Origin of the sequence: Antarcticimicrobium sp. (genome assembly GCF_029212575.1) — a bacterium.
Taxonomy (GTDB): domain Bacteria; phylum Pseudomonadota; class Alphaproteobacteria; order Rhodobacterales; family Rhodobacteraceae; genus Antarcticimicrobium.
In genome coordinates this window covers 17,743-43,796 of the sequence record NZ_JARGPK010000025.1, presented here as the reverse complement: position 1 = coordinate 43,796, position 26,054 = coordinate 17,743, and the positions used below count along the sequence as shown (strand labels likewise).

General features: G+C 62.8%; 21 protein-coding genes and 4 pseudogenes. 11 read left to right on the top strand and 14 right to left on the bottom strand.

The window, feature by feature from the left end; genetic code table 11:
* Window positions 1-4 precede the first annotated feature (4 nt).
* From P1U75_RS04860 to P1U75_RS04815, 10 genes and pseudogenes are all read right to left on the bottom strand, one after another.
* Window positions 5-853 carry a branched-chain amino acid aminotransferase gene (locus P1U75_RS04860; RefSeq protein WP_300240437.1) on the bottom strand — a complete coding sequence of 283 codons (849 nt, stop codon included), beginning with the start codon at window positions 851-853 and terminating at the stop codon, window positions 5-7.
* 49 nt (window positions 854-902) lie between these two features.
* Window positions 903-2,399, bottom strand: coding sequence for a sugar ABC transporter ATP-binding protein (locus P1U75_RS04855; RefSeq protein ID WP_300240435.1), 1,497 nt, complete (start codon window positions 2,397-2,399; stop codon window positions 903-905).
* Window positions 2,396-3,433, bottom strand: a complete 1,038-nt coding sequence (locus P1U75_RS04850; RefSeq protein WP_300240433.1) for a hypothetical protein — start codon at window positions 3,431-3,433, stop codon at window positions 2,396-2,398. The genes P1U75_RS04855 and P1U75_RS04850 overlap by 4 nt, the downstream gene beginning before the upstream one ends.
* On the bottom strand, window positions 3,430-5,553 hold the full coding sequence (locus tag P1U75_RS04845) for an SMP-30/gluconolactonase/LRE family protein (protein ID WP_300240431.1): 2,124 nt from the start codon (window positions 5,551-5,553) through the stop codon (window positions 3,430-3,432). Before P1U75_RS04845 ends, P1U75_RS04850 begins: the two co-directional genes overlap by 4 nt.
* A 90-nt stretch (window positions 5,554-5,643) precedes the next feature.
* A complete protein-coding gene (locus tag P1U75_RS04840; protein ID WP_300240429.1) occupies window positions 5,644-6,663 on the bottom strand; it encodes a sugar ABC transporter substrate-binding protein in 1,020 nt (339 codons plus the stop codon).
* A gap of 64 nt (window positions 6,664-6,727) precedes the next feature.
* Window positions 6,728-7,699 (bottom strand): ABC transporter permease, encoded by a 972-nt coding sequence (locus tag P1U75_RS04835; RefSeq protein ID WP_300240427.1) that lies wholly within the window; start codon window positions 7,697-7,699, stop codon window positions 6,728-6,730.
* A gap of 167 nt (window positions 7,700-7,866) precedes the next feature.
* Window positions 7,867-8,793: a LysR family transcriptional regulator gene (locus P1U75_RS04830; RefSeq protein WP_300240425.1), complete on the bottom strand. Its 927-nt coding sequence runs from the start codon at window positions 8,791-8,793 to the stop codon at window positions 7,867-7,869.
* A gap of 52 nt (window positions 8,794-8,845) precedes the next feature.
* Entirely contained in the window at window positions 8,846-9,073 is a 228-nt protein-coding gene (locus P1U75_RS04825; RefSeq protein ID WP_300240473.1) for a hypothetical protein, read from the bottom strand.
* Window positions 9,074-9,152: 79 nt separating this feature from the next.
* Window positions 9,153-9,470: pseudogene (locus P1U75_RS04820) on the bottom strand (transposase); the annotation flags it as partial.
* 78 nt (window positions 9,471-9,548) lie between these two features.
* Window positions 9,549-9,891 (bottom strand): annotated as a pseudogene (locus P1U75_RS04815) (transposase); the annotation flags it as partial.
* 718 nt (window positions 9,892-10,609) lie between these two features.
* On the opposite strand from P1U75_RS04815, the gene P1U75_RS20585 reads away from it, so the two are divergent.
* The 8 genes and pseudogenes from P1U75_RS20585 to P1U75_RS04780 all read left to right on the top strand — a co-directional run bounded on the left by P1U75_RS20585 (window position 10,610) and on the right by P1U75_RS04780 (window position 16,061).
* Window positions 10,610-10,996: a LysR family transcriptional regulator gene (locus P1U75_RS20585; RefSeq protein WP_366914957.1), complete on the top strand. Its 387-nt coding sequence runs from the start codon at window positions 10,610-10,612 to the stop codon at window positions 10,994-10,996.
* Window positions 10,897-11,457 (top strand): annotated as a pseudogene (locus P1U75_RS20580) (ATP-binding cassette domain-containing protein); the annotation flags it as partial. The gene P1U75_RS20585 and the pseudogene P1U75_RS20580, both read left to right, overlap by 100 nt.
* A 196-nt stretch (window positions 11,458-11,653) precedes the next feature.
* Entirely contained in the window at window positions 11,654-11,929 is a 276-nt protein-coding gene (locus P1U75_RS20575; protein WP_366914964.1) for an oligopeptide/dipeptide ABC transporter ATP-binding protein, read from the top strand.
* Entirely contained in the window at window positions 11,922-12,932 is a 1,011-nt protein-coding gene (locus tag P1U75_RS04800; protein WP_300240421.1) for an ABC transporter ATP-binding protein, read from the top strand. Before P1U75_RS20575 ends, P1U75_RS04800 begins: the two co-directional genes overlap by 8 nt.
* A 12-nt stretch (window positions 12,933-12,944) precedes the next feature.
* Window positions 12,945-13,880, top strand: a complete 936-nt coding sequence (locus tag P1U75_RS04795; protein ID WP_300240471.1) for an ABC transporter permease — start codon at window positions 12,945-12,947, stop codon at window positions 13,878-13,880.
* On the top strand, window positions 13,877-14,536 hold the full coding sequence (locus P1U75_RS04790; protein ID WP_300240419.1) for a gamma-glutamyltransferase: 660 nt from the start codon (window positions 13,877-13,879) through the stop codon (window positions 14,534-14,536). The genes P1U75_RS04795 and P1U75_RS04790 overlap by 4 nt, the downstream gene beginning before the upstream one ends.
* A gap of 390 nt (window positions 14,537-14,926) precedes the next feature.
* A pseudogene (locus P1U75_RS04785) lies at window positions 14,927-15,052 on the top strand (IS6 family transposase); the annotation flags it as partial.
* 316 nt (window positions 15,053-15,368) lie between these two features.
* Entirely contained in the window at window positions 15,369-16,061 is a 693-nt protein-coding gene (locus tag P1U75_RS04780) for a Crp/Fnr family transcriptional regulator (protein WP_300240418.1), read from the top strand.
* A 37-nt stretch (window positions 16,062-16,098) separates the two neighbouring features.
* On the opposite strand, the gene P1U75_RS04775 is transcribed toward P1U75_RS04780, so the two are convergent.
* From P1U75_RS04775 to P1U75_RS04765, 3 genes are all read right to left on the bottom strand, one after another.
* Window positions 16,099-18,474: a cbb3-type cytochrome c oxidase subunit I gene (locus tag P1U75_RS04775; protein ID WP_300240416.1), complete on the bottom strand. Its 2,376-nt coding sequence runs from the start codon at window positions 18,472-18,474 to the stop codon at window positions 16,099-16,101.
* Between the two features lie 82 nt (window positions 18,475-18,556).
* Window positions 18,557-19,708 (bottom strand): alkane 1-monooxygenase, encoded by a 1,152-nt coding sequence (locus P1U75_RS04770; RefSeq protein ID WP_300240413.1) that lies wholly within the window; start codon window positions 19,706-19,708, stop codon window positions 18,557-18,559.
* Window positions 19,709-19,760: 52 nt separating this feature from the next.
* Window positions 19,761-21,152 (bottom strand): cytochrome P450, encoded by a 1,392-nt coding sequence (locus P1U75_RS04765; RefSeq protein WP_300240410.1) that lies wholly within the window; start codon window positions 21,150-21,152, stop codon window positions 19,761-19,763.
* 588 nt (window positions 21,153-21,740) lie between these two features.
* On the opposite strand from P1U75_RS04765, the gene P1U75_RS04760 reads away from it, so the two are divergent.
* From P1U75_RS04760 to P1U75_RS04750, 3 genes are read left to right on the top strand one after another with little or no spacing between them, the layout of a single operon-like run.
* Window positions 21,741-22,322 carry a TRAP transporter small permease gene (locus P1U75_RS04760; RefSeq protein ID WP_300240408.1) on the top strand — a complete coding sequence of 194 codons (582 nt, stop codon included), beginning with the start codon at window positions 21,741-21,743 and terminating at the stop codon, window positions 22,320-22,322.
* On the top strand, window positions 22,313-23,620 hold the full coding sequence (locus tag P1U75_RS04755; RefSeq protein ID WP_300240406.1) for a TRAP transporter large permease: 1,308 nt from the start codon (window positions 22,313-22,315) through the stop codon (window positions 23,618-23,620). Before P1U75_RS04760 ends, P1U75_RS04755 begins: the two co-directional genes overlap by 10 nt.
* Before the next feature lie 47 nt (window positions 23,621-23,667).
* Window positions 23,668-24,786, top strand: a complete 1,119-nt coding sequence (locus P1U75_RS04750) for an enolase C-terminal domain-like protein (protein WP_300240404.1) — start codon at window positions 23,668-23,670, stop codon at window positions 24,784-24,786.
* Window positions 24,787-24,865: 79 nt separating this feature from the next.
* Here the strand turns inward: P1U75_RS04750 and P1U75_RS04745 are convergent, their stop codons facing one another.
* Window positions 24,866-26,038, bottom strand: coding sequence for a LysR substrate-binding domain-containing protein (locus P1U75_RS04745; RefSeq protein WP_300240402.1), 1,173 nt, complete (start codon window positions 26,036-26,038; stop codon window positions 24,866-24,868).
* Window positions 26,039-26,054: the final 16 nt, after the last annotated feature.

Genomic DNA, 26,054 nt, shown 5'->3' with positions numbered 1-26,054 from the left:
TGTTTCAGGCTTTCGCCCAGTCCCAGTAGAGCTGCCGCGCCCTGCGCGCCACCGGCCCGAACGGCAGGTCGCGGCCATCGAACCCGATCACCGGCACCACTTTCGAGATGTTCCCGGTCGAGAAAATCTCGTCCGCCTCGCGGAAATCATCGATGCTCAGCGTCACCTCGTGAACCGCCACGCCGGCGCCGCGCAGCAGCGCGATCACCCGTTGGCGGGTGATCCCGTTCAGGAACGTGCCGTTGGGCAACGGCGTGAACACCTCTTCGCCGCGGGTCATGAACACGTTGGATGTGGCCAGTTCCGCGACATTGCCGTTTGCATCGCAGCACAGCGCATTCTGATAGCCCTTGGCCTGCGCCTCGCGCACCATGCGGGCGTTGTTGGCATAGAGGCAGGCGGCCTTGGCGTTGACCGGCATCACCTCCATCGTCGGCCGCCGGAAACGGGTGGTGGTGATGGTGAACCCGGTCGGTTCCACCATCGGCATTTCCTCGAGGCACAGGGCAAAATCGGTGCTGTCGGGCTTCGGCGGCAGAATACCGGCGTCGCTTTCCTCGGCCCAGTACATCGGCCGGATATAGACATCGGTGCCGGGGGCGAAATTCTTCAGCCCTTCGAATGTCAGCGCCTCGATCTCTTTGGCCGACAGGGTCGGGGCGAGGCCGAGCGCGCGGGCACTGTCATTGATGCGCGCGCAGTGGCGGTCGAGATCAGGGGCCACGCCATCGAACAGGCGCGCGCCGTCGAACACCAGGCTGCCGAGCCAGGTCGCGTGCGAGTCCGCCCCGAGGATGCGGGTATCGCCCTGATGCCAGGCGCCGCGGTAATAGGTCCATATCGTCTTTGTCATTCGGTCTTCTCCTTCGGCACGTTCGGGGGCCGCTGTCCGGCTGCGCGGGTCAGTGAACGGCGGCGTACATGATTTTTTCTTCGGTGGCCTCGGCCGGCGACAATTCCTCGACGATACGGCCCTGTCGACAGACCAGAATGCGGTCTGACAGGTTCATGATTTCGGGCAGGTACGAGGAAATCATCACCACCGCGAGCCCGGCGTCGGCCAGTTCGTTGATGATCTGGTGGATCTCGGCAATCGCCGCCACGTCCACGCCCCGCGTCGGTTCGTCGAAAATCACGATGCGGGGCTTCTGGATCAACCCCTTGCCGATCACCACCTTCTGCTGGTTGCCGCCGGAAAGCTCGACCACCTGCGCCTCGGCGTTGATCGTGCGGATGTTCAGGCGGTCTGTCCATTCTGCCGCCAGGTCGCGGATGTCACTGTTGCGAATGACAAGGCCGTCTTCCTTGCCGGCGGCCAGAAGCCCGCCAAACATGTTCTCACCGATCGACATCGTCTCGAAGATTCCTTCGGACTTGCGGTCTTCGGAGACATAGGCGATGCCGTCACGCACAGCTTCGGCGGGGGTATAGTAGCGGACCGGCCGGTCATCGAGGGCGATGGTCCCGCCGCGCAGGAAGTCGCGTTTGTAGATGCCGGAGACGATCTTGAAGGTTTCCGTCCGTCCCGATCCGATCAGCCCGAACACCCCGGTGATCTGCCCTTCGAATACGGAAAACGCGGTGTTGCGCACCATTGCGCCCATCGAAATGTCCTGCACCGACAGGACCTTGCGGCCGGGTTTGCGCAGGCGCGTCTCGTCGTGGTGGCGATAGATTTCATCCGACAATGTGCGCCCGACCATCGCGGCGATGATCTTGTCGCGGTCAAACTCGGAGGTCGGGCCGGTGGCCACCCTTTCGCCGTCGCGCAGGATGGTGATGCGGTCGGAAATCAGCAACGCCTCTTCAAGCGCGTGGGAGATGAACACGATCGAGACGCCCTCGGCCTTCAGCCGGCGCAACAGCGCGAAGAAATGGCGTTTTTCCTCGGGCGTGAGGGTGGCGGTGGGTTCATCGAAGATGATCACGCGTGCCTTGTGGTGCACCGCGCGCGCGATTTCGACCATCTGCCGCTTGGCCGCGCCAAGGGTTTCGACCATTGCGGCGGGATCGACGGGAAAGTTGAGCGACTGCAGGAATTGCTGCGCCGAGATATAGGTGCCGCGCAGCCGGTTCAGGAAGTTTTCGGACCCGAGATAGAGGTTTTGCGCCACCGTCATCGACGGCACAAGGCTGGTCTCCTGAAACACCATCGCGATGCCGGCCTGAAGCGCCGCGTGCGGGCTGGCGAACTGCACCTCTTTGCCCAGATAGGTCATCTTGCCCGAGGTCGGGGTGACGACACCCGCCATGACCTTGGTCAGCGTCGATTTCCCGGCGCCGTTCTCGCCAAGAAGGGCATGGATTTCACCCTCGGCGAGGTCGAAATCAACATCTTTCACCGCCGGAACGCTGCGGTAGGTCTTGGTGATCTGCTCCATCCGCACAACGGGGGTCATGCCATCTCCTCCGCCGCGAGAATGCAGTTGCCGCCGCGCGACGCGATGAGGGCGCGGCCGTTGTATTCGATTGCGCTGCAGGTGCCGTGCCGCTTGCCATTGGCGCGGCTGTGCAGGCTGAACGCCGGGGTCTTGTCCGGGGCAAGGCGCACCGCCAGCCCGCAGGACCGACTGGGCGACCAGGCCTTGTGAACGCCCATGGTGCGAATGCCGCCGCATTGCAACGGTTCCAGAAAACTCTGGCCCGAGGCAAGAGCCGGCGCGATCCAGAATTCACGCGGCACGCTGGCCATCATGTCGAAACGGTAATGGCTTTCCTGAAGGACCATTTCGATCAGCCGGTTGCGCGGTGCGAAAATCGACAGCCAGGCGCCGCCGTCGGCACAGGGCGCAAGCCGGGCGGGGTAGCCCGGCAAATGCCGCAGAACCGGCTTGACCGTGCCGCCCTCGACCCGGACCAGCCGGTGCCGCCAGCTTTCGCTGACCAGGCATCCTTTGGCGTCGGGCAGCAGGCCAAACGGCCATTCCAGGTTTTTCGCCATCACCTCGAAACCCGCGCCGGGCATCCGTCGCCAGACCGACCCGTCGGCGTTCTTCTCCATCAGATCGGCGACCCAGCCCGACACCGGGTGCCGGGAAGAGCCGTTGGCGAGCCACAGCGCACCATCGGGGCCATAGGCCAGCGCCGTGATGCAGGCCACCCCCTTGGGCAAGGGCACGGGTGTGCCGTTCTCGGTCAGGCTGCCGTCATCGAGCGCGACGGCGAGCGTACCATCCGGTCCGGCGGCCAGCGCGGCGATGGCGGCGGCAAAGCTTTCCAGATGTTGCGGATCGGCATCCTCGCGCAGTTCGACGAGATCGCTGCCGCTGGACGCCAGCAGCCGGTCGCCGACCCGGCACAGGTTGTCGGCGTCAGGCAGGTCGGCAAACACCGCAATCTCGTCCAGGGCGGAATTGGGACGAAATGCGCCATCCATCGGCGGGATGGTGATTGCGCGGCCGCGAAAGATGTCGAGGATCGGATCAAGGATCATTTCGCCGCCCCCCAATAGGCGTCGTTCGAGGTCCAGGTCTTGTCGGCTCCGTCGACCGTGAAGCGACCGATCCGGTTGTTCAGGATGCCTCCGATGAACAATTCACCCTTGTGCTCGCGCATCGAGGTGACCATCGGATGCGCCAAACCTGTCAGATCGCCCATGGTCTGAAGGATTTCGCCGTTGTCGTTGAACTTGACCACGCCGCCGGTGTTGATGTTGGGAAACAGCCAATCGTCCTGCGGCAGGCGGCGCGCCATGCGTTTGCGCATTGCCGGGTGACGCAGCGACAGATCGAACGACGGCGTGCGCATGCCCAGCCATGCCATCCAGTAGGTGCCATCGGATGCGCGGTTGATGTTGTCGGGATAGCCCGGCATATCGCGGATCACGCATTCGGCGGTGCCGGCCTTGGGGCCTTCCAGCCAGTAGCGATGAATGCGGCAGGCCCAGCTTTCGCAGAAGAACAGAGATTTGTTGTCATGCGCCATCGTCACGCCGTTGGTGTAGCGATAGCCATCGAGCAGGGTCTTGGTGCTGCCGTCGGCGGGATCATAGACCAGCAGCCGCCCGGTGGCGCGGTTCTCGATGCTGTCGAGCGCCCATTCATGTGCGTCGTAGCGTTTGGTCGAGTCGGTGAAATAAACCTTTCCGTCAGGGGCGATATCAAGATCGTTGGGATCGCGCAGGCGGGCGTCATCGACGATGGATGTCAGCGAGCGTCGGGTTTCGGCCGACAACCGGGTGACAGTGCGGTCAGGTGCGATCTGGTAGAGACCCATTGCGCCGACGCAGGTGATCAGATTTCCGTCGCGGTCGAAGGCAAGCCCGAGGGGGAAGCCGCCGATATGGGCAAACACCTCGGACCGGGTGTAGTCGGGGGCGAAAAAGCGCACGATCTCGCCGTGGCGGGTGCCGCAATACAGGTGATCGTCCCGGTCAAGGATGACGTCCTCGGGGCCTTCCACCTCGCCCAGCCCGATATGCGCGGCGCTGGAAAGGTGGCTGTTGAGCGAGTACGGCGTGCCCGAGCCCGGCACCGCCGAGGGCGCCTCGCCCATGCGCAGATAGACCGGTGCGACATAGACCTCGTTCAGCACCTTGTGGCGGTTCTTGAGCCAGCGGATGTCGATGGTCACGGCCACGGCGAGCAGGATGCCCAGAACCATCTGGTTGGTGCCGGTGCCATAGCCGAGCCGGATCAGCCCGTTGGTCATCACCAGCACGATCACCGCGCCCATCATGCCCTTCACCACCGAGCCGCGCCCGCCGCCAAGGCTGTTGCCACCGACGACAGCCGCCGTAAGGGCGAGGATTTCGAGCCCATGCCCGGTGCCGGGCCCGGCGCCCGAAAGTCGTGTGGCGATCAGGAAACCGGCGGCCGCGGCGCACAGGCCGGAAAAGACGTAGGTCATGAACACGGTCAGGCGCACCCGGATGCCGGCATTGTGGGCCGAGCGGCGCGACCCGCCGACGGCCAGGACGTGCCAGCCGGGGCGTGAGCGGGTCAGGGCGATATGGGTGACGATGGCCAGAAGAATGGCCGACAACACCGGGACCGACAGGCCCAGCACGGTGCCGTCGCCGATGAAATCCCAGGTGTCGGATGACACCATCGACAGCTGGATCTTGGAACCGAATTTGACCACCAGGATATCATAGAGCGCCCGCCCGATGATGAAGGTCACAAGCGTGGTAATGAAGGCCCGCAATCGCAGAAACCCGATGAGATAGCCGTTGATCGCGCCGAATGTGGCACCTGTGGCCATCGAGGCGGCAAAGGCCAGCCAGACGGGTGTTTCAAAGATGAAGACCATCGACACGGCGGAAAACGCGGACAGCGCGAAGATCGAGCCGACCGCAAGGTCGATGCCGCCGCCCAGCATGACCACGGTCACGCCGGTCACGACCAGGCTGAATTCGCCCAGTTGACGGGTCGATTCCTGCAGCGAGTAGAGTTTGAAAAAGCCGGGGATTGCGCTGCCGAAACTGGCGACGACGATCACCAGTGCGATGAAAGGGATCGCGTTGTCGGTCCAGCGCTTGGTCAGGATTTCGCCGATGATGTGATCCGGCACAAGATTATAGCGCCACGCCTGCAACTGCTCGCGGAATGTCATCGGGGCTCCATCGGATATGGGAGGGAGGGGCAGAGGGGGAAACGGCCAGATCGGGTCTGGCCGTTTCATGAGGCGTTCGGGTGCCCGGGATCAGTCCGCGTTCATCGCCTGCAGGGCCTTCAGATCCCAGCAGCTGTCGGGCTTGAGGTCGGCTTTGGTGGTCGCCTTGAGCAGAGTGTAGATGTAGGGCGAAGAGGTTCCCGGTTCTTGCCCGCTCTGCAGCAGGTACTTGATGATGGTGACCATGTTGTAGCTTTCCTGTGCCAGCTCGGTCATGACCACAGCGCCGTAGGTGCCGTTTTCGATCATGTCGCAATCGGCGGCTTTTTCACCGCCACCGGTGGTGACGAGGAACACCTGGTCCTGCATTCCCGCGTCGCGGATCGCGGCGGCGGCGCCGGTCGCGTCGCCATCCCAGAAGTCGATGATGGCGCAGATGTCGGGATGCTGTTGCAGCATGGTGGTGGTCACGTTGCGCGAGGTGGTCGCATCCCAGTTGGAATCCGGTTTGGCCACGATTTCGAAGCCGGGGTTCTTGGCCATCACATCCATGATGCCGGCATACTGGAACAGGCTGGTGGCGTTGACCTGATCCCCCTGCACCAGACCGATCTGCTTGGACGAATCCTCGCCGCAGCCCTTGATCGCGGCCTCGGCTTCAAGCCGGCCAAGCTGGGTCCAGTCGCTGCCGATATAGGCATCCGGTTTGAAGTTGGCAGGGTTGTCGATCAGCAGCACATAGATCCCGGCCTTCTGCGCGCGCTTCATCAGCTTGGAATAGGAGTTCATGTCCGGCGACATCACGATCAGCACATCCGGTTTTTGCTCGGACGAGATCGCTTCGGTGATGGCCTGCGCGCCGGCCTCGACGCTCCAGTTCGGGTCGCGGGTCTCGAAGATGCCGCCAAAGGCCGAGACCTCGTGCTCGAGAATGGCGGCCCAGCCCTGCGCCAGGTCAAAGCCCATCGCCATCGGCACCAGCAGAACGCGCTTGCCGCTCAGGGCCTCGGAATAGGTCATGGGCCCCGGATCCTGCGCCGCGGCAGGTACGGCGGCAAGGGTGGCTGCGGTCATCGCCGCGGCCGTCAGAAATGTCCGTATCATCTTCATAACTCTGTCCTTTTCCTGTTGGTCTTGTTCTTCGGTTGTTATTCCGTCTTTGACTGAAGCGAGGTCAGATATCCCCCTGCTGGGCGGTTTGTTCGTCGCGCGGGTTCAGGACGCCATCGACGATGATCGCGAACAGCAGGATCGTCGATTTGATCAGGTTCTGATACAGCAGGGGAATGTCGATGATCGTCATCGCATTCAGCATGATACCGATCAGCGCGGCGCCCACCAGCACGTTGCGCACACCGCCCTTGCCGCCGGACAATCCGATGCCGCCGATCACGGCGACCAGGACAATGTCATAAAGAAGGTTGGAGTTGACGACGCGGGTGTTGATCGAATGCAGGCTGGCGGCGGTCAGCAGCCCTGCGACAAAGGAGATCAGGGCCGCCAGCACATAGCGCAGCACCAGCATCGGCCGCACCGGAATGCCGATATTTCGCGCCGCAATCGGGTTGTCGCCGGCGTAATAGACATAACGGCCCCACTTCGTATAGCGCAGGAACAGGAACATCGCGCCGGACAGCAGCGCAAAAAGATAGACCTCGACCGGAATGCTGGCAAAGCGAAGCCCGCCCAGCAAGGCGACCCAGTGCCCCTCGGGCACCGGCACCGCGTCGGAAGAAATCAGCTGAGACCGCACATACCCGAAGACGAAAGAGCCGCTGGCAAGGGTCACGAATATCGCGGGAACGTCGGCATAGGCGACCAGAAATCCATTAAGCAATCCAATCGCCAGAACGCCGGCCAGAACCAGCAGCAATGCCGTGTGGTCGGGCACGCCATTGCCCAGAAGCTGGAGGTACCAGGCCACCGACATGGCCATGATCGCGACCATCGACAGGTCGATGCCCCGGCCGATGATGACGACCGACATACCCAGGGCCAGGATACCCAGCACCGAGATCGAACGGACAATCGCGATCAGGTTCGGCGCAGACAGAAAGCCCGGAAGCGCGACCGATGCGGTGACGAAAATCAGGACTGCCACGATCAGGACAATACGTTCCTGATTGAGGTTTTTCAGGTTGCTCAACGGGCCGATATCCATGTGTTGCTAGCTGCTCCCCGATCGCACCATCCCTTTGTGGAATGCGCGCCGAGCAGCCTGACAACAGGCTAGCAACAGGCTATCGCAGCCGTCCAATGAAAGTTTTGTTCGGAAAATCATTCCGATAGGGAATGCGTCTGGACACGATGCGCCTACACAATATGCAGATGTCCGCGACCTGCCGATTTTTCTTCCACCACGATATGCTTGCGCAACGCCTCGATGAAACGGCGCCCATAAACCGGCAGCGTGGCGCGGCTGTCTGACATGGCGCAGATGTCGAACCGGATGGGTTCGCCGCGCAGGGTGATCGGTCGGCTGATCAGCGACCGGCCTGCAAGTATCGCCGAAGACGGCACCACGGCGATGCCATTTCCGCCCTCGGCCATGGCAAAAAGCGTGTGCGGCGAGGTGCTTTCCAGCACGATCCTCGGCACCAGCCCCGACAGCCGACAGGCGGCATCGAACACCTCGCGCGAGGCGTGGCGGCAGTTGAGCGTCAGGATCGGGCCCTCCAGAAGGTCGGTAATCTCGATCGGGCCGCCGGTGTCGGGCAGGAAGTCGGGGGTGGCGACCGCGAGAAAGCCCAGCTCACCAAGGCGCACCGCCTCGAAAGGCTCGATCGGCGCGGTCGGCATCGCGCTGATCGTCAGGTTGACGGCCCCCGCGTGCAGTTTTTCCGCAAGCTCGGGGCCGCCGCCATCTTCAAGCCGGACGTCAATACCGGGGTTGGCCAGGCGCCATTCGCCCAGGAACCGGGGCAAATAGCGCTCGATCAGCTGCGAACAGGCCCCGATCTTGAGCAATCCGCTTTGATTGCGGGCCAGATCGCCAGCGAAGGCCCACAGATCGCGGTCGGCCACCAACACGCCGTTGACCTTGGTCAGCAGTGCCTCGCCGGCCGCCGTCAGGCGCACGTTGCGGCCGGATTTTTCGAACAGTCTGAGGCCCAGGGAGTCCTCGAGCCCGCGTATCTGGCGCGACAGGGCCGATTGCGTGATGTTCAGGCGCTGGGCGGCCAGCGTGAAATTTGCAAGCTCGGCGGCGGCGACAAAACCGGAATATGTGCGGATGTCCATGTTCGTGCTCCAGGAGGCGACAGGAAAGGGTAAGAGCCCCCGGGATCGGATGTCAACGCAGAGCCTGCCGCGCGCCGGACCATGCGCTGGGGCTGTGGCGTCCGGCCGCCCCGTGATCGGCCGTTCGCATTGCTCGAAAATAACCGGATTGATCCCGAGTTCCCGGCTCAGCGCCGCGGTCGAAGCTTTCGATCGCTGTATTGCTGCTCGGATGCCCTCGCAACGCATTGATCGTCTGGGTGCGTTGCCCGGTCAACAGGTCGCGGGTTTTGAGTGCCATCGACTGTCCTTGTTGTGCCGTGGTCTTGGTCGCCACAAAACGCCCTCTCGGCGATGCAGGCATCGCCTGCCGGGTAATACATGGTCGGTCGGGAAGCTGCTTCAGCAATAGCCTCGGCGTCGTTCGCATCGTTCTTTTGCCGCTTCACGTAGGGTTTGACGTATTGTGGGGCGATCAGCCTGACATCGTGACCAAGTCTGGAAAGCTCTCGACTCCAGTGGTGCGCACCTGCACAGGCTTCCAACGCGATGGTACAGGGTTCAACACCACTGAAAAACTCCAACACTCGGCCCCGCGGTAGCGCCTTACTGAAAACCTTCGATCCGTCTTCGGCTGCTCCATGGGCGTGAAACGAATTCTTGGCAATATCCAGCCCTACAATGCTAACATTTTCCATGGGCGCTTCCTCCTCCTAGCAAGTTTCGACACCGCGACCTTGGCACAGCGATGCCGTAAGGGGGCGTCCACCCCATCAAGAGGGCACGAGCAGGTTAAGCGGACCATTGGCGCGGCGATACGGGATCTGAACGGCCAGGATCTTCTGTCGACGGCAAAGGGTCGAGTAGTCTGGAACGGGCCAATCCAGTCCAGCCAGACGCAGGAGGCTGGTAACCATCCCCGCGGCTTGCCTAAGCGGCAGTTTGAACAGTACCTTGATCGAAAGGCAAAATTGGATGGCAGCATCGGAGAATACCGGTGGTCGACCCGGACGCCCAGCCTTGGGGGCATGCCATACCATGTCCTTGTCGAGCCACCCTCTCATCGCTGCAAGCAGCGACTGCCGGGCAACGGATCAACAGAGATCCACGCCGCTTCAGCGCTTCGTTCTAGGACTTCCAGTTCGTCGTGCGGTAGCGGGCAGGTTCGGGCTTGCTCATGCCCCGCGTCTTAACCTACCGGATTCACGCCGTGAATCCCCCTGCCACCGAGTTCTGCAACAACGCCTCTTTCACCGCCTGCCGGGCATACCGCAGCATTACGTCCTGGTCGGAGGGGTTTTCAGCATGGCTTGGAACAGCGCCTGACGCGGGGCCGATGTCTCGGAAAGCAGGGGGCCACTGTACAGCCCAAAACAAAATATGGCAGCAACGAAGGCACGAAGAACAATCATTCAAGAAACCTTTGGAAAACCAGAGAACAGAATCTCTGGCGATGCTGTTTTTTTAGTCTGTGGCGAAATTTCCAATTAATTGTATCGCGCGGGAATTGGTTTTTCACTGTCCGATGAACCTGTGATTGGACTGTAGCGCAGCGGCCACAGACTTAAGATCGCACTATTTTGGGGCGACTCCACCCCTGGCGGGACAATTTTGGCACTTATTAAAAAAAGAGCGCGATGCGCTATCGGAAGATCCGCCAGGGCGCCGGGTCGTGAACGTCGCGGCGATTATCGCCGTTGCTGCCAACACCCATGTAGGGGATACCGTTTGAACATACATCGGGTTGCGCGGACAACCCTCCGATCCTGGGGCGACTGGCCTGCCCTGAGTATTGTCTACTGACCGACTTGAAGCAGGGCTATCCAGGGGGGCCGGTGTGAGATTACGTGAACTCGAGACTTTGGCCGCAATATTCGAAACCGGCTCCGCCTCCGAAGCGGCGCGCTTGCTCGGCGTCACCCAGCCCGCGATCAGCCGGACTCTCGCCCGGCTGGAGGAAAAGCTTGGATTCGAGCTTTTCAACCGGGTCAACGGGCGGCTGGTCACAACCCGGCGCGCCGAGGCAATCCGCGCCGAGGTGCAAAACCTGCTGGACGGGCTGCACAATCTGACACGCATAACCGATCAGTTGTCGAAAGGACGGGTGGGCGAGCTCAGGTTCGGGTGCGCCCGTCCCTCCTGCAGCAACTCTTTGCTGCAGGAGGACCGAAGGTGCAGCAACTCACAAGCGAGACACGGATCAACGGGGCAAGGCCGGTCCTGACCGTTCGGGATGTTTTGGTTCGCTATGATCTTGACGAGGCGTCGATCCATGCGGTCAACGGCGTCTCCTTCGATCTGAACGCGCGCGAGACCTTTGCGATCGTGGGAGAATCCGGCAGCGGCAAATCCACGGTTGCCTTGTCGCTACTTGGCCTGGTGCCGGTAGTCGGGGGCGAAGTCGAGCTTGACGGCAACCGCCTGACCGGCATGGATGCCACCGCATTGGCCAAGATCCGCGGCAGCAAGATCGCGATGATCTTTCAAGAGCCGATGACCTCGCTCAACCCGGTTCTGACCGTCGGCTTCCAACTCACCGAAGCGATCCGCCTGCACACCGATATGGGCAGGCGGGCGGCGCGCGATCATGCCGCGAAGATGCTCGGCCGCGTAGGGATTTCGGATGCCGAACGCCGACTGCGCCAATATCCGCACGAGTTGTCGGGCGGGATGCGTCAACGGGTCATGATCGCGACGGCGCTCTCGTGCAGTCCGGCTGTGCTGGTGGCGGACGAGCCGACGACGGCGCTCGATGTGACTGTCCAGGCCCAGGTCCTGGCCCTGATCGACCAGCTGCGCGATGAGTTCGGAACCGCGGTGGTCCTGATCACCCACGATATCGGGGTGGTGGCGGAAACCGCCGACCGGATCGCCGTCATGTATGCCGGTCGGATTGTCGAGGAGGCGCCGACGGCGGCCTTGTTCGCGGACCCCCGGGAGCTATACCCAAGGGCTGCTCGCTTCGGTCCCCCGGGTCGATCGCGTTCCCGATGGCAGGCCGATGCCCACAATGGAAGGCAGCGCGCCGTCGATGCGGAACTTGCCCGACGGCTGTCCTTTCCGTCCTCGCTGTGCGCAGGCGATGGAGACATGCAAGTCGGAACCGCCGGTCCGAACCGGGACGCGGCGCATGGTGAGGTGCTGGCTTTATGAATGAAGCGTACAAAGTTGACCCGCTTCTGTACGTCGAGGGGCTGAGCCAGAGATTTGCGGTTGCCACGGATGTTCCTGGCCGTCCCTCGCAATGGCTTCACGCCGTCGAGAATGTCGATCTTGAGCTTTATCCGGGCGAAAGCCTGGGCATCGTCGGCGAAAGCGGCTGCGGAAAATCCACCCTCGCGCGCACGATCTTGCACCTTTACAAGCCCTCGGTCGGGCGGGTCACCTTCCAGGGGCGCGATGTCGGAACGGCCAGGGCCGCCGAACTCGCTGCGCTGCGGCGCGACATGCAGATCGTGCTTCAGGACCCGTTCGGGGCGCTGAATCCCCGCCGCAGTGTCGGCGCGTCGATCGCAGATGGGATCAAGGGCCACGACCGCAGCAGAAAGGCCCAGGCGCTGCTGGAGCGGGTCGGGCTGAGTGCGGCGGATTACGGACGCTATCCGCACGAATTCTCGGGCGGCCAGCGTCAGCGCATATGCATCGCGCGGGCGCTTGCCCCCGAGCCCAAGCTGCTGATCGCCGACGAGGCGGTTTCCGCGCTCGACGTGTCGGTGCAGGCGCAGATCCTGAACCTGCTTGGCGAGTTGCGCGCGGATCTGGGGCTGAGCTTTCTGTTCATCTCGCACAATCTGGCCGTGGTGCGCGCCTTCTGCGACCGGCTGGCAGTGATGTATCTGGGCCGGGTCGTCGAAACCGGCCCCACCGAAGCGGTGTTCACGGATCCGGCGCACCCCTACACCCGTGCGCTGATCTCGGCGGTGCCGATCCCGGATCCGGCCCATCCGGGCCAGCACGCGTTGCTTGAAGGGGAGGTGCCCAGCCCTCTTACCCCGCCTTCGGGCTGTGCCATCCGGACACGTTGCCCCCACGCCGTTGCGGCCTGCGCAGAGGCGGTGCCTGCGATGGCCTCGGCGGGCGACGGGCGCGCCGCGGCCTGCGTCCGGCTTGATGAAGTTCCGCGCGGTCCGATCTGGAACACCGCGGAAGGAGAGGCGTGATGCTGAAAATTCATTGTTCGCCGACTGCTGCAGCTTGTTCCGGTTCTGCTGATCCTGTCGGTTCTGGTGTTTTCGCTCGTGCATCTTGTGCCTGGCGACCCGGTCGACGTGCTGATGGGCGAGGGTCATTCCGACACCGTGGTCGAGGCGGCCTTGCGCGCCAAATACGGTTTGGACCAGCCAATCGTGGTGCAGTACTTCACCTGGCTCGGAAATATCCTGACCGGCGACTTCGGCAGTTCGCTTTATACCAAGGAACCGATCCTGAAAATGATCGCGGACCGGTTTCCCGCGACGCTGCTTCTTGCCTTTGCCAGCGCCATCGTTGCGATCGTGATCTCGATCCCGGCCGGCATCATCGCCGCGCTTTATCGCGGTACGCTTCTGGATTTCGGCGCTATGGGCGTCGCGCTTTTTGGTATTTCGGTTCCGAACTTCTGGTTCGGGATCCTGCTGATCCTGTTCTTCTCTCAAATGCTTTGCCTGCTGCCCTCGATGGGGCACGTCGCAGTCTTCTCCGACCCCTGGGCGGCGATCCAGCATCTTTTCATGCCGGCGCTGACGCTGGGAACCGCGATGGCCGCCAACCTGACGCGGCTGGTGGGTGCCGAGATGATCGAACAGCTGTCCCAGGATTACGTGCGAACGGTCCGCGCCAAGGGGGTGCCGGAACGGGTCGTGGTCGGCCTGCACGTGCTGAAGAACGCCATGATCCCGACCGTGACCATCATCGGTCTTCAGTTCGGCGGGCTTCTGGAGGGCGCGATGCTGACCGAAACCATCTTTGCCTGGCCCGGCATCGGCAAGCTGGCCGTCACCGCCGTCTATGAGCGCGATTATGCCCTGATCCGGGGCGTCGTTCTGTTTGCCGCCATTGTCTATGTCTTCGTGAGCCTGCTGGTCGACATCAGCTACCGGTTCCTGGACCCCCGCGTGAAACTAAAATGACCGGAGAGAACCGGTCATTTCTCAACAGCAGGAGAAAAAACGATGTTGAAACATGTCCTTGCCTCACCGGCGATGGTCGGGCTGATGCTCTCCAGTCCGGCGCAGGCGCCGCAAGACGGCGGAACGCTGAAGGTCGGCATCGCCTCGACCCCGCCAACACCAGCCTTCTGGGGCGCGCGCAGATCCTGTGGCGGGGCGCCGATGGCCGTTGTGCCGCCATTGATGGCGCCAGTGCGGTTCCCGACGACTTGCCGTCGCCCGCAGGCGCTCCGCTGGAGGATGTGGGGCTGGCCCTGGCCGGATTGCCCGGCCTGCCGCAGGCGCTGGAACGATTGCACGCTCAGCACGGGCGCCTGCCGCTGGCGCAGGTCGCCGAACCGGCTGCGCGGCTCGCGGAAAACGGTTTTGCCCCGCCCCAGCATCTGCGCGAGGTCTGGGCATTGCGCGTCGATGCGTTGGGCGAGGGCGGGGCGCGCCCCTATTGCGGCGCAGACCCGGCCCACTCACGGGCACCGGAGCATTTCAGGCATCCCAAACTCGCGGGCCTGTTGCGGGACTTCGGGCGGCTCGGCGCCAACAGCATCACGCGCGGAGAAACCGCCAAGGCGCTGGTCGAAGGCGTGCGGCTGCGCGGCGGATACTGGAGTCTGCCTTGAAACCCTCGTATCCGCTCCGTTCATCCGGCCAAGGGTGCACGCCGGTATCGGCGACGATGTGATCGCAGATCTCGCAGCGCACGGTATGGCGCGCGAAATCAGCGCCCGCGGACACGTCAATCACCCGGGCATCGTCCACGCGGTTGGTATGGATGCGGCAGGAAACATGACAGGCGCCGCCGATGACGCCTGGGTGGCGTCGTCGCCTACGCCTGATCGGAAATGAAAAGCCCTTGCGGACCATCATCTGGCGTCAGTTCGGAGCGCGTCCGACCGTCCCTCTCGCGGTGACGGTCATGATGATCCTTTTGCAATCGGGGCGCACGCTGCGGGATCACGATCGGGACCGGAGCCGCTTGCTCGGAAATTGCGGTCCCAAGCGGCCCAAGTATCTTTCTTTCGGGACTTCTAGATGAGCCCGAGAACATCAGATCGGCCGTGACGATGTATGGGTGTTTCCCGCTTTCACGGCGTCGCGTCGAAGACCTGCCGCATGAACCCGGCATTGATGTCAGCCAAGGTGTGAGGCGCCCGGGTTCCGGTCATGCCCGTGGTCCGAACGCAGGCGCGTCCCCCCCTCCGGGCGCGTCATTTCGGCCGATTGATGCGCCGAGGGTATCGGGCAATATGGGGCATGACCCGATGGAAAGGCACACCCCTCATCCCGACCGGACATGCGGACCCGTGTTGCATGGGGATCGGCGGATTGCGCACCGCCGTCGCAGACCCGGAGGCGGTGTCTTTGCCACGAATGCGCGAAGGCACCTGCCGGAACTGCCCTGGCGGGCGACGGGACCGCGCCGCATCGGTCGCGGCATAGGCGGAGCACAGGATGTCTGATCACCCCTGCGGCAACTGCCGCTTTTACACCGACAGCATATGGCAGCCGCTGCCGGCCTGTTCGGTCTCGCTGCTGTCCAAGAACTTCACGCGACGCGAGTTGGCGGCGGGCGACACGCTGTATCACCAGGGCAGCGAATGCCGGTCGGTCTATTGCGTCTCCCGCGGGCTGTTCGCGATCCGCAGTCTCGGGCCGGATGGCACCTCCAGCCTGCTCCGGCTGGCGTACCCGGGCGAGATCATCGGCTACCGCGCCTTTCTGAAGGGCAGCGAACACAGCACCGAGGCCTCGGCGTTGATGCCCTCCCGGGTCTGTACCGTGGGCGAACGCGATGCACGAAACGTGATCCGGGCCAGCCCGGCGGTTCTGGCCCGGATCGCCAAGCGCTGCGCGGACGGGCTGGACCAGTGCCGCGACCGGTTGAGGAGCAGGGAGACGGTGTCGAACAAGGACCGGCTGTCAGAGCTGTTGGGCCGCCTCACGGAGGCCTTCGGCGAAGACGCCGAAGACTGCCGCCGCCTTAGGCTGCCGATGCCCCGGCAGGACCTTGCCGACCTGATCGGCGTCGCCCCCGAGACCCTCTCGCGGCTGGTGTCGCAACTGGAGCGTGACGGGGTGCTGCGGGCCTCGGGGCGCCGCATCGAGTTTCCCGCCGCGCCCAGGCCGAAGGTCGCCCGGCGGTGACCGGCGCCGGGTCCAAGGGGCCCGGCACCAGGCGGTTTCAGCTTTGTTCGGGGGTATCGCCGGCCGCGGCCCAGCCGTCTGCGCGGGGTGACCAATCGCCGGTGTCCTCAAGGACGGTGCGGCGCAGATGGCGGCCGCGGGACAGCACGAACCACATCATCGGCAGCACCCCGCCCAGCACGAAGACCGTGCCGCCAAGCGACCGGAAGATCGTGAACGACCGGAACACCGCGCCTTGAATGATCTCCTGCGAGCGGGCGTACCAGAGCCCGTCCTGCAGCACGATGACCAGTTGGTAGATCCCCACCGGCAGCAGGTCGAGGAACATCATCAGCGCGATGCCGATGTTGAGCGACCAGAAGGCGGTCCGGAGCAGTCGGCGGTTCCAGCTTTCGGTCTCGAACAGGTGCTGACAGCAGAACAGCATGCCGCCCAGGGCGATATTGCCCTTGACCCCGAACATCGCCGCATGGGCGTGGTTGCCGGTCAGATAGGTCGAATGCTCGAAATAGTTCACCACGGGCAGGTTGATCATCGAGCCGAAGACGCCGGCGCCGAACACGTTCCAGAAGTTGACAGCGAGGATGAAGTACCAGACCTCGTTCATGATGAACCTCTGGCTGCCGGATGCCTGGAAGGCCGTCGCGCGGGTCCTTTCCTGGCGCATCCGCCAGGCATCCAGTGTCAGCAGCAGCAACGGCAACACCTGCAGCGTCGAGAATACGCTGCCGAAGGCGATCACGCCGGTCGGCTTGGCGATCCAGTAAAAATTGTGGGCGATGCCGACCGTGGCCGTGACCAGAAACAGCATCACGGCCAGAAAGATCACCCGTTCGGCCATCACCCGGGTGATCAGCCCCATCTGCACCAGCATGTAGGCCACGATCACCGTGGTGAACACCTCGAAGGTCACCTCGACCCACATGTGCACCACCATCCAGCGCCAGAAATCGGTGATGGCGAAATTGGTGTCGGGGGTGACCAGAAGCCCGAAGAACAGAAAGAACACCATCACGCCGCTGCCATAGAGCAGCCAGGCCGGGACCGACCACAGGTTGTGCCGGGTCAGCCAGGGGCGGATGCCGCGATAGATGATCACGATCCAAAGCGCAAAGGCCGCCAGCAGCAGGATCTGAAAGGCGCGGCCCATTTCCATGAACTCCCAGCCCTGGCTGCCGAACCAGTAGGCTGCGGCCCCGGTCAACCGGCCCGTCTGGCCCAGGAAGATCCCGATCAGCGCCCCGGCCCCGACGGTGAAGCAACACAGGAACAGCAGGTCGATCAACGCCTTTTGTCCCCGCGGCACCGGCGCAAGGCGCGGCAGGAAGAAGATCGTGTAGCCGACCCAACACATGAAGAACCAATAGATCTGGAACAGCGTGTGATAGCTGCGCAGCACCGTGAAGGGCAGCAGGTCGCCAAGGACCAGGCCAAAGGGCCGCACGAAATCCGTCGCGGCACCGATCCCCGCGAGCACCTGCGCGCCGAAGGCCAGCATCGCCAGTGCGAAGAACTTGTAGGTCGCGCGCTGGGTCTTGCGGACAAGCCCTTTTTCAAGGTCATAGGTGGTCAGCGACTGCGCCGTGCCGCCCGCGAAGGGGTCGTATTGCAGGGTCTTCATCTGCCCGTAGATATAGAGTACCAGCCCGATGCCCAGAAACAGCGCCAGAACCGACAGGATGCTCCACAGGTAGGTGGCCGAGGTCGGCGTATTGCCCGCATCAGGATCGAACGGCCAGTTGTGGGTATAGCTGTAACGCTCGCCCGGCCGATCCGCCGCAGCGACCCAGGCGCCCCAGAAAAAGAACGCCGAAAGATCGCGGATCTGGTCGCGGTCGGTCAGATACCCGGTCTGGAACAGCTCGTCATAGGTGGGGTCGGTGAACATCCGCTCGACATGGAGGGCGACCGCCTCGAAGGCGGCGGCCTGCGCGGCGGTCAGGGTCACAAGACCGGCGGCCGGATCGTAGGTATTGGTATGCACCTCGCGGCGCACCCGCGCGGCGATGGCGTCGGCCTCGTAGATGGCGAGGGCCTCAAAGGAAGTCGCGCCATAGACCTCGCGTGCATAGTGGTCGCGCATCGCGACGACGGTACGGTGCAGCGCGTCGGCGGTGAAATCCGGCCCCCGTTCCGCGCCGTCCCCCCAGAACGAGCCATAGCTCATCAATCCGCGAAGATGGAACACGCGCTCACCCCGATGGATCTGCGCGGGGGTTACCACAGCCTCGCCCGCCGCGGTGGTGAACCGCGGGATCGGCGGGGCCTCGTCATATGTCGCGTCGCCCATGTAGAGCAGCCCGGCCAGACAGATCACCACGACCGCAAGCAAATGAAACCCCCAGAATTTCTTGTTGAGCAGGATCAGCGCCAGCGCCCCTATTTTCGGTGGTTGTGTCTTGGCTTTGCGCATCTGGGTCTTCCGTTCTTCTCTGTTGGTGTCGCGCCGTCATTGCGGCCGGATTTTCGGTCGGGTTTTGCGGATCGGTCGGGGTTCAACCGGCGCCGCGTGGCATCGGCAAGGCCATCGACTTGTAGGGCGTCCAGTCCTCGATCTGCGGATAGTACCGGCGGCGCCAGGCCCGGACCCTGGGGTTGAAGATCCGGCGCCATAGCGGCGGAATCATCGCCATCGCGGTCATCGGCGGATAGCCGGTGGGAAGCCGGGGAACATCGGCCTCGTCATAGACCTGCAGCAGTGGATAGCGGCGCGCCGGGTGCAGGTGATGGTCGGCATGGCGTTGCAGGTTGATCAGCAGCAGGCCGGACACCCGATGCGCCGAATCCCACGAATGATGCGGTTGCACCGGCTCGTAACGGCCATCGCCAAGGTATTCCCGGGTCAGACCGTAGTGTTCGACGTAGTTGGTCAGCTCCAGCTGCCAGACCGCCACGACGGCTTGCAGCGCGAACAGCCCCACCGCCATCCAGCCGCCGATGACAAAGGCCAGGGCAAGGAATCCGACCTGAAGCCCGATGTATTTGAAGATCGGGTTCGAGGGATGCCAGGCCGAGCGGCCAGCGCGCGCCAGCCTGGCCTTTTCCGCCCGCCAGGCCGAGCCCGGTCCCTGCCACAGAACACGCGGAAAGAACCGCAGGAAGCCTTCGTTGTAGCGCGCGGTGACGGTATCGCGCGGGGTCCCCACATGGGGATGATGCACCAGCAGATGCTCGGTCCGGAAATGACCGTAGAGCACCAGCGCCATGAGCAGATCACCGAGGTTTCGCTCGATCCAGCCGGGCTTGTGGAACAGCTCATGCGCATAGACGATCCCGACGGTGCCGGTGGTGACGCCGATGCCGAACATGATCCCGAAGGTTTCGAGCGTGCCGAAGCCGCCCACATGGGTCAGATACCATATCGTTCCGAACACCAGGACGATCTCGATCGGAAACCAGATCCAGGTCAGGAGCCGGAACCAGAACAGTTCTTTGTCCGGGGTGTCGGGATCGGGATTGGTCAGGTTCTTGCCAAGCAGCAGATCCAGCAGCGGCATCAGGACCCAGCCGTAAAGCGGGATCAGCAGGATCGTCCAGCCGCCCTGCAAGACCGCGAGGACCACAAGCGGAACGAAGGTGAGGGTCAGCCAATAGGGCGCGGCGTTGAGATGCGCGATGCGGGGCGCCGCCCGTTCGGTCATGGTCATCCTGTGAAAAACATCCCTTGTGTCTGGGTTTCATCAGCCGGCGGGCGGCGGGTTATCTGGGCCGGATCGCAAGATGGATGCCGTCCCGTCCCCGCAGGGTCAGATGCGCGACCGGCACCGGCTCGCGTCCCGGAACCTCGTCGAACCGGAAGGCACGGACCAGCAGCGAGAGGATCAGCGGCCCCTCGATCATGGCAAAGGCCGACCCGGGACAGACCCGCGCCCCGGCCGAGAACGGGATATAGGCCGAACGCAGACAGGCCTTGCCGTTCGGGGTCTCGAAGCGAGAGGGATCGAATTCGTCCGGCCGATCCCACAACCGTTCATGGCGGTGCAGGTGCCACGGGCTGAGGACGACCTGCGAGCCACGGCGCACGCGGCGCCCCCGGAACTCTTCGTCACGGGCCGCCTCGCGGACGAACATCGGCACCGGGGGATAAAGCCGCATCGCCTCGCGGAACACCGCGCGCGACGTTTTCAGCCGGCTCATGGTCGAGAAATAGATCTTGTCCGGGTCAATCTCCGCCTGCGCCTCGGCGGCGAGCCTGTCCTGCCACTCTGGATAGCGCGCCAGCAGGAACAGCGCCCAGGCCAGCGCGGCGGCCGTCGTTTCATGCCCGGCCAGAAAGAAAACCGCGATCTGGTCGATCATCTCCCCGCGCTCAAAGACCCGGCCGGTCTCCGGGTCCGGGGTGGTCATGATCTTGGTGGCGATGTCGTCGGGGGCGCGGCCCGCAGCAATGGCCCGCGCGCGATCGTCCACCAGTTGCGCGACCAATCCGCGGATGGCGCTTGCGGTGCGGCGGGTCTGCTTCGAATGATACCGCGGCATCCATTTCGGCAACGGCAGCACGGCCGCGAGATTGGCGACCGGCTGCGCCGTCTGGTGGGCGCGAAACGCATTGAACGCGGCCTGCGCGATCTCGCTGTCGATCGGCACCGAGAACATGGCGCGAAAGATCACGTCCATCGTGGCGTGACTGCTGTGTTCCTCGATCTCGACCGGGCGACCGTCGGCCAGCGGCTTCAACCGCCCGACCGCCGCCATCCCGCTGTCCCACATGGCCGGAAAAACCGTGCGAAGCCGCCCGCCCGCGAATGCGGGGTCGATGACGCGCCTCTGATGCTCCCACAGCGCCCCGTTAGAGATGAAGATCGCCTCACCCAGCAGCGGCTTCAGCCCGACCCGGATACGCTCGGACTTGGGAAAGTCGCGGGGGCGGTCCTTGAGGACCAGATCCACCAGCTCGCGGTCGTTGCACAGGTAGGAGCGGAAGAATGGCGTGCGCATCTCGGCCATCCACGCCCGGTAGAGACGTGCGGGCAGCGCCGAAAGAATGTCCCGTTTGAACAGATGGTAATACGACCAGGCCGAGGCCCGACCGTTTCGGGCTTCTGGTTTCGGAGGCAAATGCACATGACCGCCGCCGCTGCCGTCCATCATCCCACTCCCCCCCTTGGTGTTTTCCCCCGGGCTTGCCAGGCGTTTCGCCGTGTTTGCCACAGCCGGCGCATCGGTATCTTGATGGCCGTCAAAATTTCGGCAGGAGATTCTTTGTGTGGTCCAATCCAATGAAACATAACAATAATGCAACGCCGTTCATCCCGGATTCCCAAGCCGCGAGGCAAGCTGGATGCGATCGCATTCGCCCGGATCGGGCCAGGTCGGTCCGGCCATCGCCAAGGAAACCCGCGCCGCGAGGTCCGGGGGCACCGCCAATGTCCGAGGCTTTGGGGGGTTCTGTCGAGCCGGACAGAAAATCCGATCGCGTCAGTGGCCGCGCCCGTTCGGAGTGCAGGAAACCTCCGGGATACCGAAGGCTGTCGGGGTTTTCCCCGACCCGCAAAACATAAGAGAAAACGATATTATTGCAGATTTTTTTAATTTGCATTTATGAACTCTGCGGCGGCAATATCGCTGCATATCCAAGCGGATTGCATTCTTCGAAGCCGCCCGTCCCCGGTGTCGGACAAAGACATTTGGAGCGCGATACAAAGCGGAACTGCGGGCGGCAAAAAGGGAAAGCTCTCGATGACAAGCAAATGGAAAGATCCGGTGCGCGCAGGCAGGTTTGTTTGGGACCTGCTCTTGAAGGGGCAGCGGCTGATCATGCTCATCGCCATCATCCTGACGACGACAGCCATAATGATCGAAGTGGTGATGCGTTACCTCTTCGAGTCCTCCATCGTCGGTGTGCAGGAACTCGCGGCCTATTCAGCGCTCTGGCTCTACTTTTCCGGCGCGGCATACGGAACCCATGCAAGAATTCACATCACGGCGGATCTGTCGCATCTGGTCTTCAAGAGCCCCCGCCAGGTGATCGTTCTGAAGTTTCTCAGCAACCTGATCTCCTTCGGCCTGCTGGCCTATATCATCCCCTGGGGATGGCGATACTTCGAATGGGGCCTCACAAGACACGAGCAGTCGTCATCGACCTTCATGGGCAGCACCTATGACATCGTCCTTTTCCAGGCCGCCATCTTCTACGGGATTGTTTTCATGGCGTTCTACTTCTTCATCGAAACGATTCAATGCCTGCGCGCGATCCTGGCCGGGCATGGCGACCATCTGGAACTGATTTCGGATCGCAAGGAGACCGAGACGTGGATCTGATTATCATCGCCTCCCTGGTCATTTTCACCTTGCTGATCTTTTCGGGCGTTCCCATTGCCATCGGCTTTCTGGGCGCAACCGTCTTTGTCGCCGTGGCCAAGGACTATAACCCCGACTTCCTGCTTCCTGCCGGATTTGCAAGCTTCAACTCGGTGACCCTGCTGACGCTGCCCTTTTTCATCGCGGTGGGCTATCTGGTCACGGCGGGCAGTGTCGCCAGCCGGCTGATCGACGTTGCCAACGCCCTGTTCGGCAGGGTGCGCGGCGGGCTGGGCATCGTGGCCATCGTGGTCTCCTGTGTTTTCGGGGCGATTTCCGGGGCCGCAGCCTCATCGGTGATCGCCATCGGCACCACCATGATCCCGCAGATGGAAAAACACGGCTATCCGCGCGGCTATTCCGCCGCCCTGATCAGCTCTGCGGCGGTTCTGGCAACGATGATCCCGCCCAGCCTGGCGATGATCATGTTTGCCTTTGTCACCGGGCAATCGGTTGCCGCCTGCTTTCTGGCGACCGTGGGGCCGGCGATCGTGCTGGCCAGCCTGTTCAGTGTTCTCAACCTCATCATGGTCCGGCGCCTGCCCGACGTGAAACCGCCAGAGCCGATGTCCTTCAGGGATGTGGCGCTGGATCTGCGCGACAAGACCAAACCGGCGATCGGCGCGATCATGCTGCCGGTGGTGATCCTGGGCGGCATCTATGGCGGCATCATGACACCGACCGAAGCCGCGGCGGTGGCGGTCTTCTACGTGGCTTTCCTCAGCCTGGTGGTTTACCGGGACATGAGCCTGGTGCAGATGCTGGTCGCCCTGCGCACTTCTGTGGCCAGCACCGGCACCATGATCGTGATGACCTTCTTCGCCGCGCTGCTGGGCCGGCTCTACACCATGGAGCAGGTGCCGCTGCAGGTGAGCGAGATGCTTCTGTCGCTGTCCTCCAACCCGCTGGTGCTGTTGCTGCTGATCAACCTGCTGCTGATCTTCACCGGCATGGTGATGGATGAGCTGAGCGCCATCCTGCTGGTGACGCCGCTGCTTTACCCGGTGGTGCTGAAGCTGGGTATCCATCCGATCCAGTTTGCCGCGATCATCGGCACCAATCTGGGCATGGGCATGATGACACCGCCGATGGCCGGCATCATGTACGTCGGAGCCCGGGTCGGCAGGGTGACCATCGACAAGATGTTCAAGACCTCGATGATCCTGATCCTGTTCGGCTCCATCCCGGTCATCCTTCTCACCACCTATTGGGCGCCGCTGTCGCTCGCCCTGCCGCAATTGCTCGGCGTTGTTCGCTGAGACATCCCCGCCAGAATACTGGTCAGATCCGAAAATGAGGCTCCAAGTTGAAAATCACCGAAATTGAAATCTTCCCGGTCAGCGTGCCCACGATCATGCCCTATGTGGTGTCCTCGGGAACGCTGACCGCTGCCAACTCCATCGTGATCAAGCTGCACACGGACAACGGGCTTTATGGCATCGGCGACACGTCTCCGTCGCCGCTGTTCTCTGAAGAGACGCCGCAATCGGTGATCAGCACCTTGAAGGACATCCTTGCGCCGGCCATCCGGGGCATGAACCCGATGGCGGTGGAAATGGTCCACCAGCGGATGGATGCCGCGATCAAGGCCAATGCCTTTGCCAAGGCCGCCGTCGGCATTGCGCTGTACGATCTGCTTGGCAAGCATTTCAACGTCCCGGCCTACCAGTTGATGGGCGGTCTGGTGCGGGAAGAGTTCCCGCTGCTCTGGCCGCTGATGGGCGGCGATGCCGAAACCAACGTCAAGGAGGCCGAAGAGGCCATGCGCCGGGGCTTTCGCTCGGTCATGATCAAGGTCGGGCACAACGAGCCGGACGTGGAAGTGGAGCGGGTGGCGGCCGTGCGCAAGGCCATTGGCGACAAATGCGTATTGATACCGGACGCCAACCAGGGCTGGAGCCCGCAGGTGGCGATCCAGTGCATCCGACGGATGGAACCCTATAACCTCGCCTGGGTGGAACAGCCGGTGCCGCGCTGGGATCTGGAGGGGATGGTCAAGGTCCGCGAGGCCACCGGCGCGCTGATCTGTGCGGATGAAAGCCTCTGTTCCATCTATGACGCCATGGCGCTGGTGAAATCGGGTGCGGTGGATGTCGTCAGCGTCAAACTGCAAAAAAGCGAGGGGCTGCTGAAAGCCAAGAAGATCGCGGCCATTACCGAAGCGGCCAATATTCCGATCTTCATCAACAGCATGATCGAAACCGGCGGGAGCGTTGCCGCGAGCCTGCAATTCGCCGCCTCAACGCCGAACGTGGTCCCCTATACCGCCGCGATGATGTCCACGCTGCGGCTTCAGGACGACATTCTGACACCGGGAAGCTTGGCGATCGACGGCACCAGTATCCGGGTTACCGACCGTCCGGGGCTGGGTATTGAACTGGACGAAAGCAAGCTGGCAAAATACGCCGCCCACTACGCGGCCTGACAGGTTCAACAAGCCCGACGCCCCCCCGACGAGATTTCAGCCGGGGCGGGCGCGGACGGCTGCGCCTGGCTGTTCCGCGCTATCCGCGAAAATCGACATAGGCTTCGAGCTTGCGGCTCAAGCAGGCGCGAAACTCTTCTGCGAGATGTGATATCGGCCGGTTTGCCGGCGTCATCAGGGAAATTTCGAGGTAGATCGCCGGTTCAAAGGGGCGGAACACGATGCCGCTGTTGCCCTTGTGATGGCGCTGGTGGCTCAGCGCCGAAAAACTGTCGCAGATCAGATAGCACATGCCTTCGGAAACCAATTGCAGCGCCGGCAGGATCGATTCAAACTCGACCCGGTGCTTCAGGTCGACATCCGCCTCCTCGAAGGCCCGCCGGATTTTCGGTCCAAGCGCGTTCTTTTGATGCACCAGCGCCAGCGGCAAATGCGCCAGGTCCTTTGGCCGGACAACGGCGCACGCGGCAAGGGCACTGTCTTCGGGCATGGCGCAGAGACAGCGCAGTGCAAAGCGCTGGGCATTGATCGTGCTGCCTTCTTCCGACGCTTCTCCAAGCCCGATATCGTATTGTTGTGATGCGATCCAATCGGTCACCACGGTCGAGGACCGCATCATCAATGAGACCTGGACCTCGGGTTTGTCCGCCAGGAATTCCGCCAGTGCGTTCGGCATGAAATAGGTCGAAGCCGTCGGGTTGCAGGCGATCCTCAGGCTGCCCCGGCTCAGATTGGCGACCTCCTGGATGGTGCGGCTGGCCTTGGTCAGCAGGTCGAGCACCGCCTCTGCCTTTTCCAGGAAATAATGCGCCTCGGGCTTCGGATCCAGGCGTTTGCGTTCCCGATTGAACAACGTGAATCCGATTTCCCGTTCAAGACCGGAAATCGTTGAACTGACAGCGGGTTGCGTGCGGCCCAGGCTTCGGGCCGCTTCGGAGATCGAGCCCGCACGCATGACTTCGGCAAAGGTCTGAAGCTGGCGGATGGAGAGATTCGTTTTCATGGCAAAATATAAGCAGGTCTTTTCTTTTGGTGGAAATGGAAAAATTTTCCATATATGTGGCGGTTTCCGGCGGATTGAGAGCCCAATTCCTGCGCCGGATTCGTCGCAGGAATTCCGCGTGGTAGTGGGCAGCCATGTGCATGCCGATACCGTTTTCCTGCCCTCCCCGGACCTGGCCAGCCTTTGCCGAAGCGCCGGGGTCCGCTGACGATTTGGTTCGATCCCGGGACGGATCGGGAAGCTGCGCAATGACGTTGCATACAGC

What these genes read in the sequence shown, in the direction of transcription:
- P1U75_RS04765 (WP_300240410.1), bottom strand. Translation starts at nt 21,152, where the DNA reads ATGATGGACGGCAGCGGCGGCGGTCATGTGCATTTGCCTCCGAAACCA.
- P1U75_RS04830 (WP_300240425.1), bottom strand. Translation starts at nt 8,793, where the DNA reads ATGGACATCCGCACATATTCCGGTTTTGTCGCCGCCGCCGAGCTTGCA.
- P1U75_RS04825 (WP_300240473.1), bottom strand. Translation starts at nt 9,073, where the DNA reads ATGGCACTCAAAACCCGCGACCTGTTGACCGGGCAACGCACCCAGACG.
- P1U75_RS04775 (WP_300240416.1), bottom strand. Translation starts at nt 18,474, where the DNA reads ATGCGCAAAGCCAAGACACAACCACCGAAAATAGGGGCGCTGGCGCTG.
- P1U75_RS04855 (WP_300240435.1), bottom strand. Translation starts at nt 2,399, where the DNA reads ATGACCCCCGTTGTGCGGATGGAGCAGATCACCAAGACCTACCGCAGC.
- P1U75_RS04850 (WP_300240433.1), bottom strand. Translation starts at nt 3,433, where the DNA reads ATGATCCTTGATCCGATCCTCGACATCTTTCGCGGCCGCGCAATCACC.
- P1U75_RS04860 (WP_300240437.1), bottom strand. Translation starts at nt 853, where the DNA reads ATGACAAAGACGATATGGACCTATTACCGCGGCGCCTGGCATCAGGGC.
- P1U75_RS04800 (WP_300240421.1), top strand. Translation starts at nt 11,922, where the DNA reads ATGAATGAAGCGTACAAAGTTGACCCGCTTCTGTACGTCGAGGGGCTG.
- P1U75_RS04845 (WP_300240431.1), bottom strand. Translation starts at nt 5,553, where the DNA reads ATGACATTCCGCGAGCAGTTGCAGGCGTGGCGCTATAATCTTGTGCCG.
- P1U75_RS20575 (WP_366914964.1), top strand. Translation starts at nt 11,654, where the DNA reads ATGCCGGTCGGATTGTCGAGGAGGCGCCGACGGCGGCCTTGTTCGCGG.
- P1U75_RS04780 (WP_300240418.1), top strand. Translation starts at nt 15,369, where the DNA reads ATGTCTGATCACCCCTGCGGCAACTGCCGCTTTTACACCGACAGCATA.
- P1U75_RS04760 (WP_300240408.1), top strand. Translation starts at nt 21,741, where the DNA reads ATGACAAGCAAATGGAAAGATCCGGTGCGCGCAGGCAGGTTTGTTTGG.
- P1U75_RS04790 (WP_300240419.1), top strand. Translation starts at nt 13,877, where the DNA reads ATGACCGGAGAGAACCGGTCATTTCTCAACAGCAGGAGAAAAAACGAT.
- P1U75_RS04840 (WP_300240429.1), bottom strand. Translation starts at nt 6,663, where the DNA reads ATGAAGATGATACGGACATTTCTGACGGCCGCGGCGATGACCGCAGCC.
- P1U75_RS04770 (WP_300240413.1), bottom strand. Translation starts at nt 19,708, where the DNA reads ATGACCATGACCGAACGGGCGGCGCCCCGCATCGCGCATCTCAACGCC.